This is a genomic window from Falsibacillus albus (assembly GCF_003668575.1).
Classification (GTDB): Bacteria; Bacillota; Bacilli; order Bacillales; family DSM-25281; genus Falsibacillus; species Falsibacillus albus.
The window spans coordinates 283,641-299,876 of the sequence record NZ_RCVZ01000002.1; the positions used below are offsets into that span (position 1 = coordinate 283,641).

14 protein-coding genes are annotated in these 16,236 nt (G+C 42.8%); 2 read left to right on the forward strand and 12 right to left on the reverse strand.

Annotation, left to right across the window (positions count from 1 at the left end):
• Window positions 1-14: 14 nt before the first annotated feature.
• From D9X91_RS04060 to D9X91_RS04075, 4 genes are all read right to left on the reverse strand, one after another.
• On the reverse strand, window positions 15-587 hold the full coding sequence (locus tag D9X91_RS04060; RefSeq protein ID WP_121679281.1) for a biotin transporter BioY: 573 nt from the start codon (window positions 585-587) through the stop codon (window positions 15-17).
• 171 nt (window positions 588-758) lie between these two features.
• Window positions 759-1,493, reverse strand: a complete 735-nt coding sequence (locus D9X91_RS04065; protein ID WP_121679282.1) for an amino acid ABC transporter ATP-binding protein — start codon at window positions 1,491-1,493, stop codon at window positions 759-761.
• A gap of 14 nt (window positions 1,494-1,507) precedes the next feature.
• On the reverse strand, window positions 1,508-2,215 hold the full coding sequence (locus tag D9X91_RS04070; protein WP_121679283.1) for an amino acid ABC transporter permease: 708 nt from the start codon (window positions 2,213-2,215) through the stop codon (window positions 1,508-1,510).
• Window positions 2,202-2,996 carry an amino acid ABC transporter substrate-binding protein gene (locus D9X91_RS04075; RefSeq protein ID WP_121679284.1) on the reverse strand — a complete coding sequence of 265 codons (795 nt, stop codon included), beginning with the start codon at window positions 2,994-2,996 and terminating at the stop codon, window positions 2,202-2,204. Before D9X91_RS04075 ends, D9X91_RS04070 begins: the two co-directional genes overlap by 14 nt.
• A gap of 178 nt (window positions 2,997-3,174) precedes the next feature.
• Here D9X91_RS04075 and D9X91_RS04080 point away from each other — a divergent pair, with 178 nt between their 5' ends.
• Entirely contained in the window at window positions 3,175-3,795 is a 621-nt protein-coding gene (locus tag D9X91_RS04080; protein ID WP_121679285.1) for an NAD(P)-dependent oxidoreductase, read from the forward strand.
• A 136-nt stretch (window positions 3,796-3,931) separates the two neighbouring features.
• On the opposite strand, the gene D9X91_RS04085 is transcribed toward D9X91_RS04080, so the two are convergent.
• The 7 genes from D9X91_RS04085 to D9X91_RS04115 all read right to left on the reverse strand — a co-directional run bounded on the left by D9X91_RS04085 (window position 3,932) and on the right by D9X91_RS04115 (window position 12,921).
• Window positions 3,932-5,275: a sensor histidine kinase gene (locus D9X91_RS04085; protein ID WP_121679286.1), complete on the reverse strand. Its 1,344-nt coding sequence runs from the start codon at window positions 5,273-5,275 to the stop codon at window positions 3,932-3,934.
• A complete protein-coding gene (locus D9X91_RS04090; protein ID WP_121679287.1) occupies window positions 5,268-5,942 on the reverse strand; it encodes a response regulator transcription factor in 675 nt (224 codons plus the stop codon). The genes D9X91_RS04085 and D9X91_RS04090 overlap by 8 nt, the downstream gene beginning before the upstream one ends.
• A gap of 81 nt (window positions 5,943-6,023) precedes the next feature.
• The gene (locus D9X91_RS04095) at window positions 6,024-6,617 is read right to left on the reverse strand and encodes a hypothetical protein (RefSeq protein ID WP_121679288.1); all 594 of its coding nucleotides are present in this window, start codon (window positions 6,615-6,617) and stop codon (window positions 6,024-6,026) included.
• Between the two features lie 189 nt (window positions 6,618-6,806).
• Entirely contained in the window at window positions 6,807-7,286 is a 480-nt protein-coding gene (locus D9X91_RS04100; RefSeq protein ID WP_121679289.1) for a hypothetical protein, read from the reverse strand.
• A 53-nt stretch (window positions 7,287-7,339) separates the two neighbouring features.
• Window positions 7,340-9,358, reverse strand: coding sequence for an ABC transporter ATP-binding protein (locus tag D9X91_RS04105; protein ID WP_121679290.1), 2,019 nt, complete (start codon window positions 9,356-9,358; stop codon window positions 7,340-7,342).
• Window positions 9,355-11,112, reverse strand: a complete 1,758-nt coding sequence (locus D9X91_RS04110) for an ABC transporter ATP-binding protein (RefSeq protein ID WP_121679291.1) — start codon at window positions 11,110-11,112, stop codon at window positions 9,355-9,357. Before D9X91_RS04110 ends, D9X91_RS04105 begins: the two co-directional genes overlap by 4 nt.
• Before the next feature lie 531 nt (window positions 11,113-11,643).
• Window positions 11,644-12,921, reverse strand: coding sequence for an MFS transporter (locus D9X91_RS04115; RefSeq protein WP_121679292.1), 1,278 nt, complete (start codon window positions 12,919-12,921; stop codon window positions 11,644-11,646).
• A gap of 375 nt (window positions 12,922-13,296) precedes the next feature.
• Here D9X91_RS04115 and D9X91_RS22700 point away from each other — a divergent pair, with 375 nt between their 5' ends.
• The gene (locus D9X91_RS22700; protein ID WP_199738071.1) at window positions 13,297-13,446 is read left to right on the forward strand and encodes a hypothetical protein; all 150 of its coding nucleotides are present in this window, start codon (window positions 13,297-13,299) and stop codon (window positions 13,444-13,446) included.
• A gap of 285 nt (window positions 13,447-13,731) precedes the next feature.
• Here the strand turns inward: D9X91_RS22700 and D9X91_RS04120 are convergent, their stop codons facing one another.
• Window positions 13,732-15,792, reverse strand: coding sequence for a transglycosylase domain-containing protein (locus D9X91_RS04120; protein ID WP_121679293.1), 2,061 nt, complete (start codon window positions 15,790-15,792; stop codon window positions 13,732-13,734).
• Window positions 15,793-16,236 lie beyond the last annotated feature (444 nt).

A 16,236-nucleotide genomic window follows, 5' to 3' on the forward strand; every position in this document is an offset into this window, starting at 1 on the left:
GTAAAATCTTCTCCTTAAGCTGTTTGGTTTCGTTTTCTGCTTTCTCTATATTTTACCACAGGTGCAGAACTTCTTACTTGAAGTGCAACGACCCCAGCTACGACAGCTTTTACGACATCCCCAGGAATGTAGGCCAGCGCAGAGAATGCAGCTTGATTAAACGTCATGTCTGAAACAAATGCCAGATATGAAATACCAATCAGATAGACGATGATAATTCCACCGATGATATTAAAGAGAATCATATTCCATAACTTCAACTTTGATTGGAATCGATCTGCAAGCAGCCCCGTCACAAATGCAGCAATCGGCCAGCTCAAGATATACCCTCCGCTTGGCCCTAGCAGCACAGCAAGTGATCCGCGTCCTCCGGATAAAACAGGAGCACCGACTGCCACCAATAGAACGAATAACAGCATGCTGGCACCGCCGAGTCTAGCCCCCAAAACTGCTCCGGCAAGCATAACACCTAATGTCTGTGCCGTTATCGGTACAGGCGTGAATGGCAATGGTATAGCAGGAATCAATCCTAAAGCTGCAACGATCGCAGCAAATAAAGCTGTTAAAATCATACTTTGTAATTTCATTTCTCCCTTTCCCTCCTAAAGAAAATCTATAAAAAATATATAATCAAAAACTCCTAGTGTCAACTATGATATTTTTATTGTTAACAAAAAAAGAGATAAAAAAGCGAAAAAGGGGTCTGACCCCACATGCGTTAAAGCATTAACGCAGTGAGGGTCAGACCCCGAATAAACTTACTGTATCATTTGCAGGAAGCGCTTTGTCCTCTCTTCTTTCGGCTGTTCGAAGATTTGTGAGGGGGTGCCCCGTTCGACAATGACGCCCCCGTCCATGAAGACAACTTCGTCTGCTGCTTCTTTCGCAAAGCGCATTTCATGAGTCACGACCACCATGGTCATGCCTTCATTCGCCAAATCCTTCATGACTTTCAGAACTTCGCCGACAAGCTCTGGATCCAAGGCAGAGGTGGGCTCATCAAATAGCATGACTTCAGGCTCGATGGCCAGCGCCCTTGCGATTCCGACCCGCTGCTGCTGGCCACCGGAGAGCTGGTGAGGGTAAAAATCGACCTTATCGCCAAGGCCAACCTTTTCCAAAAGCAGCTTCGCCCGTTCAGCAACCTTTGCTTTCGACTCGCCTTTAACGATTACCGGGCCTTCCATCACGTTCTCAAGTGCTGTTTTATGTGGAAACAAGTTATAGTTTTGAAAAACCATCCCGGATTGTCTCCGATATTTCAGTAGATTTTGCTTCCCAACTTTTTTATTAAAATCAATTTGGACATCGCCCAATGAAATCTGTCCTTGATCTGGGATTTCAAGTGCATTCAAGCACCTCAAAAATGTAGTTTTCCCGGATCCTGACGGGCCGATCAAGACGACAACTTCCCCCTGATTGACATTCAAATCAATGCCCTTGAGGACTTCCAATCGATCAAACTGTTTATGCAATCCTTTTATATCAATCATGTAAATCCTCCTTCCTATTTTGCCACATACCGTTCAAGTCGAGCTTCGATGCGGCCTTGGATAACCGAAAGAATAAAACACATCACCCAATACAACAGGGCCGCCTCTGTATAAAGAAGAAGGAATTCGTAATTGGTCGCCGCAATCTCCTGTGCTCTCCTGAAAAGCTCAGTGACTAAAATCAGGGAGGCCAAAGAGGTATCTTTAATTAAACTGATGAACGTATTGGACAAAGGAGGTATGGATACCCTGGCAGCCTGGGGCAAAATGATCCTTTTTAATGTCTGGTTGTTGGTCATTCCGATGGAATAACCCGCTTCCCATTGTCCTTTTGGGATGGAAAGGATCGCAGCACGGACGATTTCAGATGCGTAGGCCCCTACATTCAAAGAAAACCCAATGACAGCAGATGGGAATGGATCGAACTTCAGCCACTCAATATCAAGGGACGGCAATCCGTAAAAAATAATAAATAGCTGCACCAGCAAAGGTGTTCCACGGATGGCTGAAACATAAAACCTTGCAGCCCCACGTAAAAAGCCGATCTTGGAAAGCCTCCCCAATGCAGTGAGTATGGCAAGGATCATTCCGAATATGAACGATAAGATGGTTAAAGGTATCGTATAATGCAAAGCTCCCTGAAGCATAGGAGCAAGGGAGCTTTGCGCAATGTTGAGCAGATCCTGTATACGGCCTGCTGGAATGATGCTACTTAGATACATCTTCACCGAACCACTTCTTCGAAATCTTCAAGTAAGTTCCATCTTCTTTCATATCTTTCAACGCTTTATTCACTTCTTTAACCAGCTTATCGTTTCCTTTGCGGAACATAAAGGCACTTGAAGCAGCATCTTTAGCCGTCGCTGCAATCTTAATGTTTGCATTCTTTTTATTGTTCAAATAATCAAGGATGGAAAGTTTGTCGTTGACAGTCACATCCGCGCGACCTTGCTCGATCAGCTTGATCGATTGGCTCAAGCCTTCCACTCCCATAATCTTTGCACCATTCTTTTCTGCGATATCTCTATAATTGCTTGTCAACGATTGAGCTGCAGTCAATCCTTTCATATCATCAAAGGATTTTACTTTATCATTGTCTTTTGCTGTCACCAGTACGGCAGCAGACTTAATGTAAGGATCTGAGAAATCATATTTCTTTTGGCGGTCAGGTCTAATTCCAACCTCATTGGCAATCATATCGAAACGCTTAGAGTTCAATCCCCCGAACATGGAATCCCATTGAGTTTCCTTGAATTCTGCTTTCACACCAAGGCGCTTTGCCACTTCACGTGCCAATTCAACATCGAATCCAGTGAGCTTGCCTGATTTATCATGGAATGTGAAGGGAGCATATGTACCTTCTGTCCCAATCGTCAACACTCCATCTTTCTTAATTTTGTCATATAAACTTCCGTTCTTTGCGGATTGATCTTTGCTTCCGCAGCCAGCAAGCATGAAAATGGCACTCAAAGCGAGAACCAAGAATAATTTCAAACCTTTCATTTTAAAACCCCCATTAATCTTATCGGAATTATTAAGTACGAATGAAATCATAATGTCTTTAATTCAAAATGTCAATCATAAAGATTTGCTATTAGAATCTCCAATCGGGTATATTCTATTACAACAATCAGAAGAGGCTGTATAATGGGGGAAAAGAGAGATTTAGAGGTGAAAAAGATTGAAACTCAGCATATTTGGAGCAACCGGAAGAGTCGGCAATGTCATCCTGGAAAATGCTTTAGCCGATCACCATCATGTAAAGGCATTGGCACGAAACCCTGCATCACTTGATGCATCTGAACAAAATCTCGTCGTATACAAAGGAAACGCACTTACTAAAGAAGATGTCTTCAATGCAATTGAAGATGCGAATGCAGTCATCAGCGCAATGGGCACTGATGGGGGGACAACACTCTCCGGCTCGATTCCCTTGATCATTGCAGCAATGAAATCCTTTAAGGTAGAACGAATCATTACCATTGGAACCGCAGGAATCCTTCAAGCAAGATCCGAACCAGGCAAATACCGATTTCAATCAAAGGAATCGAGGCGTAAACTGACCAGGGCGGCCGAGGAACATTTAATGGCATACGAAATGTTGAGGGAATCAGGGCTGAAGTGGACCATTGTCTGCCCCACCTACCTTCCCGATGGCGAGCGGACTGGCAATTACCGAGTCGAAAAAGATTTTTTGCCTGAAAACGGACGCAGCATCTCGATTTATGATACGGCAGACTTTGCTTACAGCTTGCTTACCGACAGGACATTTCTGAATACAAGAGTCGGCATTGCTTATTAAAGGTTTTTGCGAGGCGATTGTAAAGAAAAAAGAAGCGAAAGCGAGCATCCTGCAGCGGAAATCAACCTAGCACAAACTTTTAATGAATAGCAAAAAAAGCGAATTTAAAAAAAGGACTGCCCATCTTATCGATTGGTCAGTCCTTTTGCATTGCCTTTTTCCAATGAACGCTAAATCGTACGCCGCCGCTGATATTTTCTCCTGAGAATTCGACTTCATGCCGATCTGCAATCTTTTTCATAATGTACATCCCGAGGCCGAAATGGCCGTCGCTTCCTTTTACAAATGGCTGATACAGCTCTTGGAGAACCTTTTCTTCAATCGGCATACCATCATTAAACACGGTTAACCTAAGCCCCTCACCACTCATTTCCATTGAGATGTCAATGATACTTCTCGCATATTTCAATGAGTTGCTGATCAGGTTTTCCATGAAAATCTTCCATTGCTCAAGATCTCCTTTAACCATGCAGTCCAATAACCGGTATTCAAATTGAATCTCCCCTCTCGTTGTCGATAAACGCTGACAAACAGAAAGAATGAGATCCTTTAAATCGATTGGCTCTTGATGTACGGGCTTTGTCGATAAATATTCCAGCTTCGTAATATATAACAAGTTTCCTATTTTTTTCTCCATGCTTTCTGCTTCATGTTTTAATATGGAAAGCGTTCCATCAAAGTCACCGGTCGGATAAATACCGTCGCTTATCGCTTCCAAATAGCTTCGTATCACCATTACAGGGGTCTTCAGATCGTGCGATGCATGCTGCAATAAAGCCTGTTGTGCTTCATCCTGTATGACTAGCTGCTTCCGCATCGACTCGATCGACTTGGCAAGCTCGCCAATCTCATCCCCTCTCTCCAACACAATCGGCTCCTTCCAATTTTTTTGAGAAATCTTGTTGACTGATCCTTTAATGGACAGGAGCGGCTTCACAATCCATTTTGAAAAGAAGATGGAAATAAACACCGCAAAAGCAAGAATAAAGAATAGAACGAGATAAATCCTCCTTAAGAGGGTATGAACAAGTTCCTTACGATACGTATCCCACAGGTAAGAGATTAAAATGAAGTCCTTGCCGCTGATTTGCCCTTTTTTGATGACATATAAAAGTTCCTGTCCGTTAATGGAAACCGAATACCGTTTGGAGCTGGAATTTTGCGAAAGTGCCTGCAAATAAAGGCGGTTGATTACATCTTTCGTCAGCCCCGCTTTTTTCAGGATTCTCCCCTGATCATCAAGCACAACATGCTGTACGGAGCGGATCGTCTGCTTATCAGGCTCACGCTTCCAATCTGAAAGCCGATTTTCAATGGCCACATTAAAATTCTGGGATTCCTCGATCGATTGATATATCTCTTTTGTAAAAAAACCTTTCAGCGTCGGGGGGATGATTAAAAATAGTAATATTCCAATTAGTAGACAAAACCCGGCAAAAAGGATGAACAACTGCTGCCAAATAGGTCGGTCTTTAAACATGATCGGTCAACCTATATCCATATCCATAGATTGTTTCAACTTGAAAGTAGGGCAATTTCTTTCGCAGCCTCCTGATTAAATCATCAACGACCCGGTCAGATCCAAAATAGTCGCTTCCCCAAACACATTGGAGAATTTCATCTCTTGAAAAAGCACGTCCGATATTTTGATAAAAAAAGAGAAACAAATCATATTCCTTTGATGTCAAGGTGATATGTTCGTCTTCATATGCAATCGTCCGTTTGAGTTCGTTCACCACATATGGACCATAAGTAGAAACTTCCAATGCATGTTTATTCTTGCCGTAAATCCGCTGAAGCAGCTTCTTTGTGCGAATGACTAATTCCTTCGGCAAAAACGGCTTTGCTATGTAGTCATCCCCGCCAAGCTCCAAACCTAAAATTCGGTCCAAATCACTGTCTCGTGCACTAATATAAATGACCGGCACATCTTCATGATGCTGTTTAATGTTTTTCAGCAGCTGGTACCCATCCATGTCTGGAAGCATGATATCCAATATCCAGCAATCCGGATGATCCGGGATGGCCTCCACAGCATCCGATCCATTATGAAAGGATGCCACTTCCCAACCCTCTCTTTTCAAGTAGGAAGTAAGGATGGAATTCAAATGCTTCTCATCCTCCACCAAATAAATACGATAACTCATATTTCATCTCTCCAACTGAATATTCATTAATAAAAAAATGAAGAGGGACGTCAAACGCCCCTACTTAAATTAAATACTATTTTACTGAACATTCAAAGTGGAACTTTTCGCTTTTTCCAGCTTATCAGCGATCATTTTGTTTGTTTGGACGAATTGATCATATTTTTTCGATAACAATGCAGCCACTTTCGCTTTGTCCTTCGCGTCGACTGCCGCCTTCAGCTGATCCCTGAATTGCTTATGAGCTTCACGTTTTGCTTTCCATTCTGTCTTTTTCTGTTGGAATAATTTTTTCCGCTCTTCCTTCGTCAAATTTTTACCCTTGTCCTTCAGCCCATCTTTTTGGTTCTTATGATATTCTTTCAGCTTTTCCCTTGTAGCAGGATCTTTCAGCTGATCGATTAGATCATTCCGTTCATTCACCGCAGCCGTCCATTTGCTCAAGGTATCAGGACTGTACTCCTTCACAAGGTCAAGCAGCTTTTGCTGATGCTCCTGTCTGTGCTCCATCCAATTCTGGTGCCTTTCGCCTTTATGCTCTTTCCACTTTTCTACCCTATCATGAAGCTTACTCTTCGGAGTGGAGTCAGGCTGATCCTCTGCAGCAAAAGCCATTGTCGGCACCGTCAACATTAATGCCGTTCCCAAAATAATCAAACTTCGCTTTTTCAACATCATTTCACGTCCTTTTCATCAAAATGTGGATTTGTACACCCTTATTTTAGACAAACTTTCCAGAATTATTGTCAAAGAAATATGTGAAATTATGTGAAAGGTGTACCAAGGCCGAAAAAAGGTGGAGATTTTCCTCGGAAATACTTTAGTCATTAACAAAAGTGAATATAAAATTTTTAAAAGTTTTTGTTATTGAGAGCTTCTAATTCTGCTACTGATGGGTTTGGTTTTGAAGGGCATCAGATCCATCTTCTGGTTCCCTTTATTTCGGATTTCGCTTTTGACGGGCACCAGATCCTCCTTCTGCTTCCCTTCATTTCGGATTTCGCTTTTGACGGGCACCAGATCCCCCTTCTGGTTCCCTTTATTTCGGATTTCGCTTTTGACGGGCACCAGATCCCCCTTCTGGTTCCCTTCATTTCGGATTTCGCTTTTGACGGGCACCAGATCCTCCTTCTGCTTCCCTTCATTTCGGATTTCGTTTTTGACGGGCATCAGATCCTCCTTCTGGTTCCCTTTATGTCCAATTTCGCTTTTGACGGGCATCAGATCCTCCTTCTGCTTCCCTTCATTTCGGATTTCGCTTTTGACGGGCATCAGATCCTCCTTCTGGTTCCCTTCATTTTGGATTTCGCTTTTGACGGGCAGCAGTTCGGTCTCCCCCGACAAAAAGCAGCCAGCTGATCTTTCAGCTGGCTGCCATGAAATGAATGCTTTATTATCTATCCTGCGAGGTCCGATTTTTTTCCTTGTTGAAGTTCGTACATTTGGTAGTATCGCCCTTTCAATGCCATTAGCTGGTCATGATTTCCCCGCTCCACAATGGTGCCTCGGTCTAATACGAGGATTTGGTCGGCATTTTTGATTGTGGAAAGCCTGTGAGCGATGATGAAGGTGGTCCTGCCTTTTTTCAGGACTTCCATCGCGTTTTGAATGATGGCCTCCGTTTCTGTGTCAATGCTCGATGTGGCTTCATCCAATATCAAGATGGCCGGGTCAAAGGCCAATGCCCTGGCAAAAGAGATAAGCTGCCGCTGACCTGATGACAGCGTACTGCCTTTCTCAATGACCGGTTCATCGTAGCCATTTTCTAAATTCTTAAAGATCCCCTCTGCTCCTACGTCATTCAAGGCTTTTTCGACCATTTCCCTTGTGATGCGTGGATCATCGAGGCTGACATTCGAAGCAATCGTGCCTGTGAAAAGATATGGATCCTGAAGGACGATTCCCATGTGCTCCCGGATCGTTTGATGTGGTATATCAACGATGCTTTTTCCATCGATCGTGATGCTTCCTTTGTTGGGATCATAGAATCGGAAGAGCAGATTCATGATTGAACTCTTTCCGGACCCCGTGTGTCCCACTAAAGCTACTGTTTCGCCCTGACTTGCTTCGAAGTTGATGTCCTTAAGGACATATTCTCCTTCCTTATAGGCAAAAAACACGTTATCAAACACAACATTTCCTTTATACCTCTTTATTTTTTCGTCGCTTACATTGATTCCATCTTCATCAATCAAGCGAAAGACGCGTTCGCTGGCAACGAGTGCCTGCTCCAGGTTTGCCAGCTGGTTCACGATGCCCTGAACCGGCTGGAACAAGCGGTTGATATAATCGACAAACGCGTATAGTACGCCCAAGGTTACGAAGGATTCCACCCCGATGGAGCCTCTCCCGAAATACCAAATGAACGATACAAAGGTGATATTCCTTAGAACACCGACCAGGTTATGTGAGGTCAAGGCGTTAAGGCTTAACAGTTTATTTTGAAAGGAAAAATGGGTTTCGTTGAGCTCATCGAACTCCTGTTTTGATTTTTCCTCGCGGCTGAACGCCTGGATGATATTCATCCCTTGGATCGATTCATTGATCATCGCGTTGATTTCACTGATTTTGCTGCGGATGACGTGGTTATATTTTGAAGCATACTTTCGGTAAAACAATATCCATACATACAAAATCGGCAAAAGAATCAAGCAGATCATGGCCAGTTTTACATCAAGGATGAATAGGGCGATGTAGATCCCGATGATATAGATCCCGCTAGTGAAGAAATTGGAGAGCACGTTTACGTAAAGTTCGCGGATCGCTTCGGTATCATTTGTGATCCTTGCCACGACTTTTCCTGCAGGCAGATTATCAAAATAGCTGATTGGCAGTCTTTGAATGTGCTGGAAGATGTCCATGCGCATTTTTTGAATGATGCGGTTGGCTGCCTTTCGCAAATAATAATGCTGGCCATACTGGAAAAATGAAGCGAAAATCAGAAGGCCCAAATAGATGCTAAACAATTTCATCAGCCTTGGAATTTCCGGATTGTAAAACTTAAGGAGCTGATCAATACCGAGTTTCTCAGCTTTGAATTTTTTGACGATGTTTCCTTTTGAAATCGTCAAGTAGCCATTTTTGAATTTTTTATCCCCATCGATATCGACAGGAGAAGGAACGAAAATGAAATCTCTGCCCGATTGGAAGATCCTTACCTCTTTTCCTTTCCTCTCTCCTTTTTGCAAATAATCTTCTCGCTTGTACCAATGCCCTTTATATAGGACGGCATCTTGCCCTTTGTTGGTTTCGTACCACTTCGTTTCAATGCCGAGGATGTGATGATCGATCATCCTTTTGGCGATAAATGGACCTGCCAGCTCGGCACCGACCGAGACAGCAAGCATCAGAAGGGCTGCAATGATGACCTTTTTATATAATAATGCATAATTGAAGAGCCTTTTGCCTAATTTCATGCCTGCACCCCCTCCATTGCCGTTTCCTCTATTTGCTGACGAATATATTGCTCCATGTACCATCCGTCGTTTTCTACTAAATCTTGATGCGTCCCTTCTTCGATGATCTTCCCATCATCCAATACAACGATCCAATCGGCATGCTGAACTGCAGATAATCGATGTGTCGTGATGATCGTTGTTTTCCCGGAACGCTCAGACCGGATATTCTCAATGATCTTTGTTTCTGTTTTCGCATCCACAGCAGAAAGCGAATCATCCAAAATCAAGATTTCAGGATTCTTGATCAATGCTCGTGCAATCGAAATACGCTGCTTTTGCCCCCCGGAAAGGGCCACCCCCTTTTCTCCAACGAGCGTTTCCAGTTTATCCGGGAGCATTGACAAGTCTTTCCTGAATGCAGCCAAATCGATTGCTTTCTCAAGATCTTCTTCTCCAGCTTCAGGGTTTCCGAATAAAATATTTTCCTTTACCGACCTTGAAAATAATACGTGGTCCTGTGGGACATAGCCAATCCATGATTTTACCTGCTCTTTCGTTTGTTCCTGGATCGGGACATCCGCGATGGCCAATAATCCTTCCCCTGCAGGATACTCCCTTAGGAGCTGTTTGATCAGTGTCGTTTTCCCGCTTCCCGTTTTCCCTACAATCCCAAGAGTTTCTCCTTTTCTAAGCGTCAGGCGAAGATCCTTTAAATTGGCTGTATTCGAAGATGGATACTGGAATTTGAAATCTTTAAAATCAATGGATTCCGGATCCTTAATGACCGTTGGCCGTGAAGGATTTTGTACGTCCTCTCGATAGTTCAATGTTTCCTGGACACGGTCCAAAGAAGCATTCCCGCGCTGCATGACATTGATCAGTTCACCGATCGCAAACATCGGCCAGATGAGCATGCCCAGATATACGTTAAAAGAGACCAAATCCCCCAAGGTAAGCACCTGGTGAAAGACAAGATATGCCCCATATCCAAGTCCGATCATATAACTCACGCCCACAAGCGTTTTGATGGTCGGATCAAATAATGAATCAATTTTGGCCACCGCCAGGTTTTTCTTGAATACATCCTCTGTCATTTCTTCAAATTTCTTCTCATCCGCACGCTCCTGGACATAGGCGCGGATGACCCGGACACCGGCAATCGACTCAAGCACCTTGTCATTCAGATCCCCAAAGGCATCCTGTGCACTCATGAAGCGCTTATGAATTCTGGCTCCATAAATTTTCATGAGGATTGCCATGATCGGGAGCGGCAGAATTGAGGCAAAAGTCAGCTTCCAGCTGATAAAGAATCCCATTGTGCAGAGGATCGTCAGCATAAAGATGCTGGAATCGATCAACGTAAGGATGCCGAAGCCTGTTGTAACCGAAACAGCCTTAAGGTCATTCGTGGCCCTTGCCATCAAATCACCTGTGCGGTTTTTCTCATAAAATGTGGGCGTCATTTTCAGGAAATGGCCCATCAGACTGCCGCGCAGCTTTCTTTCGATTAAGAACGCACCGCCAAACAACAAGTATTGCCAATAATATGTGATGCTGTAGGATGTGACCGCAATCGCCGTCAAATAAAGAATATATTTATATATTCCACCCAAGGTCAGCGTCCCGAGGTGGATATCATCAATGGCCATTCCGACAAGCTTTGGCGGGAGGACATCGAAAACACCGACAATCGTCAATAAAACAACGGCAATCGTGTACCGCTTCCAATTTTCTTTAAAGAACCAGCTCAATTTCCATAATACACTAAACATTCACTATTCCCCCTTTTCTTCTTCTTCGCTATCCGCTATCTGGATCCGCAGCCCATGAAATCATCCATTTTCCTTTTGTATTTTTCATCTGAATACCTCCAAAAATTTTTTTATAAAAAGGGCATTGCCCGATTTAACATAAATAAGGCATACCGCGCAATGCAGTATGCCTGGAAAAAAGCATAATAAAAGCACAGATTAAAAGATTCAACCCATGCTTTGTGAACTGGAGAAAAAATTAAATTTGAGCGTTCCCAGGATAGGTCGAAAAGATATGGAGTTGTTTTCTGATCAATTTGCTTCCAACAATATAGTTCATCTTAATGACCTCCTTTGGTTAAAATTTCTATTTTACTACTCAAACAGATTAACACCTTCACAATATTAAGTCAATTTAAATTTAGAAAATTCTTTCGATTGTTGATAATACATGTTATGACACCAATTCAACAATATTCATAGACTTCTTTCCTATTTTTTTGGTGCAGCGTTGATTCCCATGGACTGATGCCCGCTTTCCAAGGGGACGGTTTATACGGAAGATGGTGCCGATTGATTGATCGGCTGCTTCTTATCTTCAGCGAATTTTGGGAGCACGATCAAATAAAATATCCCGACGATCATGAGACATCCCCCGACTATCCAATAAAGCATTTCTACAGAAAGGAATGCAGGGAAACTAAAGGCAATGAATCCAAGGGTCGCTGATTGTGAAACCATCATAAGCGGACTGACCCACCCTTGTACCCTGCCCATCATTTTCGCATCGACCACACTCGGAACCCAGCCGCCGATTCCGATATTGGCAAATGGAATTCCAAATGCAGATAAAAATACAAGAATCAAAAAGACAACCGTGTTGGACGTAAATGAACACGCAACCGTAAATCCTCCGGAAACCAACAAGCCGATGACGATCAACTGATAAAATTTTATTTTTTGTACGATCACGGATGCGATCACACCACCGATCAACGCCCCTAATCCGAACATTGCTCCAAGGATGATCGAGAACTCTTCATACGTTTGCGGCGCAAGCTTATATTTTAAAATGAACACGGGCATCACTGAAAATCCGCCGTTTACAACACCAAATACAAAAAATCCAACGATCAAAGAGAGCAGAAGCTTATGCTTTAAGATGTAAACCATCCCTGCCTTGAAATCTTTCAACACGAACTTCGGATTTAAATCCTTCCATGTATGCGGTCCATTCGGGAGCTTTGCTTCATTTGAGATGGTACATGCTTTGATAAGGAGTGCACTCGCCACAAAAGTGACCCCATCGATCAAAATGGCCCCATAAATGCCCACAAGCCAATAAGCAAGGATCCCCAGGCCATTACCCACGAGCATGAAAACACTCATGACCAACTGATTCAATCCTGCAGAGGTAGCATAGTCATCCTTATTTAAGACTCCTTGGAGGATTCCCGATTCTGCCGGGAAGAAAAACTTCTGGACTCCACTCCGTAAGAATAGGACTGCAAAAATCACCGGCATCCACCCGGTCCAGATCGCGAACAATAATATTATGGACAGCGCAGCACAGATAGCATCGCAGTAATACGCGACCTTTTGACGATCCAAACGGTCAGCCACTACACCGACAAGGAAAAAAACAGCGAGGGTCGGAAGAGAATACATGAGTTCCGTAATCGACGCATACATAGGCTGGCTCGAAAACCGGTCCAGTAAATAAAACATGAAGGCAGTGACCCCGATGATGCTTCCCATTTGCGAAGTGAACGTGGCTAGAAATAACTTTACGAACGTTTTGTTTTTAAATATCCCCAAAAATTTCTTCATACAGATTCCCCTTACGTTTATTGATACTTTTATTATATTTGTCTCATTAAAACAGGTAGAGAGTCGGGTGGAGGTTTCTTCCTCCGCCTTCAGGCTGATATTTTTTTCCATATTTTTTTAGATTCTCTGTGCAATTGGGAATACCTGCTATCATCAGATTTTTTAAATAACGTAAAGGTTTATGAATCACCACCTCGGGTAAATATACTCTAACCGGTTTAGTAGAGAATTCTCTTCTTATATTAACTTTACTTATAAGAGGTGTTTCAGCAATGATAAGAACAATACTTATGATAATTGGTGCAATCGTCGTTATTGGCTGGTTGGTCAATGCCCTAATGTAAACTTATTCACTATTAAAACGAGGTGATAATAATGGATGAACATAAGCATGTCGAAGTAAAACGTGAAGAAAAAACCGATAATAGTATGGTTGGAGCGACAGTAGTAAAATATGTGGCATATCTCATTATTTTCTTCGGAATCATCTGGTTTCTCATTCACTATATTTTGCCGATGTTCTAAAAGCAGATGCCCTCTTGAAAAGGGCATCTTTTTTTGTTTAAAGAGGCTCTATGTGATTTCTGCTGCAGGATGCTTTGCTTTCTGAGCGGTAAGGTTTAAGCCTCCGGAGTCTACTCTTAAAACAGCAAGTTTAAGGAAACAGCTTATCTAAGTGGACCTGTTGAACAGTCCCTTTTAATTTCATTGCAACCATTTTCCTGGTAAGAGCTAACATCAATAATAAGTTTTTAAATAGCCCCCAAATAAAAAAGCAATCGAGGAATATCCTCGATTGCCTTTTTGTTTTTAATGCTTATTGCCTTTCCCGTGTCCATGACCTTTCAAAAGGTCCTTCCATCTCTTTTTCGCTTCATCTAATTGTTTTTTCCATTCCTTTGTTTTTTCTTTTAATTTTCCTTCAATGCTTTGTTTTTGTTCCGCTTCCTTCTTCTTGCGTTCCTGTTCCAAAGAATAGTTGACGGATTTAACATCAAAGTCCTTTGTTTCCACATGTGGAATGGCGCTTTCCATGACGGCTTTGAAGACAGGTACGACGCCATTTTCACTGAGACCGGTTAAATAATGGTTTTTATCAGTATGATCATACCCCATCCAAACGGCTCCGACTAGATTTGGCGTATATCCGACGAACCATTGATCCATCGTTCCATTCCGTGTACCGCTGACTTGGGTTGATCCAGTCTTGCCGGCAATCGGATGGCCAGGGATTTGTGCTTTACTTCCAGTACCTGTTTCAACAACATTGAGCATCATGGACGTCATCTGATCGGCCACTTTCTTACTCATGACATCTGTCTCTTTTTTCTTCCACTTCATGATCACATCGCCGGTCGGTCCAACGATTTTGGTAATGATGTGGCTGTCCTCACGCTTCCCGTCATTTGGGAAGGCAGAAAATGCTTCTGCCATTTCCTGCGGAGAAACTCCTTTGTGGATATTCCCCAATGCGAGGCCGAGCTGACGATCATCCTTTGTCAAAGGGATCCCGAATTTTTTAACGGAATCCATCCCTTTCTGAATGCCAATTTCATTCAGCAGCCATACGGCAGGCACGTTGATCGATTCTTCCAAAGCTTTATACATCGGGACTTCACCCAAGTATTTATCATTATAGTTGGAAGGAGAGTAACCCCCGTTGAATTCCATTTTTTCATCTTTCAATGGCGACATAGCCGTGTATCCTTCTTGTACAGCTGGCGTATAGACGGCCAGGGGCTTCATGATCGAACCTGGCTGTCTGGCGAGGCTGGTAGCTCGGTTAAACCCTCTGAATGTATGATCCCCTCTTCCGCCGACAAGCCCTCTGATACCGCCTGTTGTTGGATCGATCAGGATTGCTGAACTTTGAACCATTTGATCAGGCTTGCCTTGCGGGAATAATGAATCCCTTTGATATACCTTTTCCAAGGATGCCTGGATATTTTGATCCATCGTCGTATATATTTTATATCCTTTTGTCAATATATCATCCTGCGAAAGGCCGTATTTGTTAATGGCTTCATTTAATACGGCATCCACATAGGAAGGATATTTATTTTTCAGCGGATCCCCGCCTTTATCCTCCAGGGTGATTTTCTCGCTTTTTGCTTCCTTGTATTCAGCAGAGCTGATCATTTTATACTTCTTCATTTGTCCAAGTACGACATTTCTTCTCTGGATGGCTTTATCATAATGCTCATATGGATTCAATGCAGATGGCGCACGGATCAATCCCGCCAGCATCGCTGCTTCACTGATTGATACATCCTTTACGTCTTTGCCGAAGTATTTATGGGAGGCATTTTGAACACCCCATGCACCGTGGCCGAAGTAAATCTGATTCAAATACATTTGTAAAATTTCATCTTTGCTATACTGCTTTTCTATTTCAGCAGCCAAAAAGAGTTCTTGTATCTTTCTTTTATACGTCCTTTCTGGTGAAAGGAGCGCATTCTTCGTCAACTGCTGGGTAATCGTACTTCCTCCGGCTACAACATGCCCGGCAAAAAGATTTGAGACGAACGCCCTTGCCATCCCTTTGAGGTCAAAACCACCGTGCTCATAAAAGCGGTGATCTTCAATGGCCACGACAGCATCCTTCATTCGATCAGGGATATTATTGATATCCACCCCTTCCGTCCGATTGGCCGTCACCTTGCTGGCTTCATCTCCGTCTTTGTCATAAATGACGGTTGACTGGGATAATCCTTTCTTTAAATCTTCCACATTTGCGTTGCTTGCAAAATAAGCAAAGAAGCCGATGAAGGCTAAAACTAATATTGAAAATAATAAGATCAAAATCTGATTCATATGCTTTCGTTTCCAAAACTTTTTAAAGGCAAGCATATACTGTTTGATTTTTCCCATGTTAGACTACCTGCTTTCCTTTCAATGTACCATTATTTTCTTACTAATTGGACCAGTTATACTTACCCTTTTTAACAAACTGATAATCGCGTATGTACAAAAAAGGTTGACTGATCATGCTAAGTTTATAAGATATAACAAATTAATCGATTTGGCAAAACACTAAAATATTCTAAGGATATTTTTGTAAAGTTTCTTACTGTTGGGTCAAATGTTCAGTAGGGTTGATTTGCTCGCTTCCCAAGAGGTAGGAGTTGAGTTCCTCGCTGGTTCTCACCATGCCCGTTGATCCCTCCGGAGTCTCGTATTTTTCGCTCCAATCAACAATTTTCAAGAAAGACTCTTAAACAACAGAATTTGTGAAAACGGCTTATCCCAAAGGTGAGTTGAAGAAGTAATTTCGTAAAAGGATTTGTATATACACAGGCGTTCGTATTGTGGATC

Bases quoted from the DNA above. Each gene is read 5' to 3' on its own strand.
- D9X91_RS04060 (WP_121679281.1), bottom strand. From the start codon at position 587: ATGAAATTACAAAGTATGATTTTAACAGCTTTATTTGCTGCGATCGTT.
- D9X91_RS04065 (WP_121679282.1), bottom strand. From the start codon at position 1,493: ATGATTGATATAAAAGGATTGCATAAACAGTTTGATCGATTGGAAGTC.
- D9X91_RS04070 (WP_121679283.1), bottom strand. From the start codon at position 2,215: ATGTATCTAAGTAGCATCATTCCAGCAGGCCGTATACAGGATCTGCTC.
- D9X91_RS04075 (WP_121679284.1), bottom strand. From the start codon at position 2,996: ATGAAAGGTTTGAAATTATTCTTGGTTCTCGCTTTGAGTGCCATTTTC.
- D9X91_RS04085 (WP_121679286.1), bottom strand. From the start codon at position 5,275: ATGTTTAAAGACCGACCTATTTGGCAGCAGTTGTTCATCCTTTTTGCC.
- D9X91_RS04090 (WP_121679287.1), bottom strand. From the start codon at position 5,942: ATGAGTTATCGTATTTATTTGGTGGAGGATGAGAAGCATTTGAATTCC.
- D9X91_RS04095 (WP_121679288.1), bottom strand. From the start codon at position 6,617: ATGTTGAAAAAGCGAAGTTTGATTATTTTGGGAACGGCATTAATGTTG.
- D9X91_RS04105 (WP_121679290.1), bottom strand. From the start codon at position 9,358: ATGAAATTAGGCAAAAGGCTCTTCAATTATGCATTATTATATAAAAAG.
- D9X91_RS04110 (WP_121679291.1), bottom strand. From the start codon at position 11,112: ATGTTTAGTGTATTATGGAAATTGAGCTGGTTCTTTAAAGAAAATTGG.
- D9X91_RS04115 (WP_121679292.1), bottom strand. From the start codon at position 12,921: ATGAAGAAATTTTTGGGGATATTTAAAAACAAAACGTTCGTAAAGTTA.
- D9X91_RS22700 (WP_199738071.1), top strand. From the start codon at position 13,297: ATGGATGAACATAAGCATGTCGAAGTAAAACGTGAAGAAAAAACCGAT.
- D9X91_RS04120 (WP_121679293.1), bottom strand. From the start codon at position 15,792: ATGGGAAAAATCAAACAGTATATGCTTGCCTTTAAAAAGTTTTGGAAA.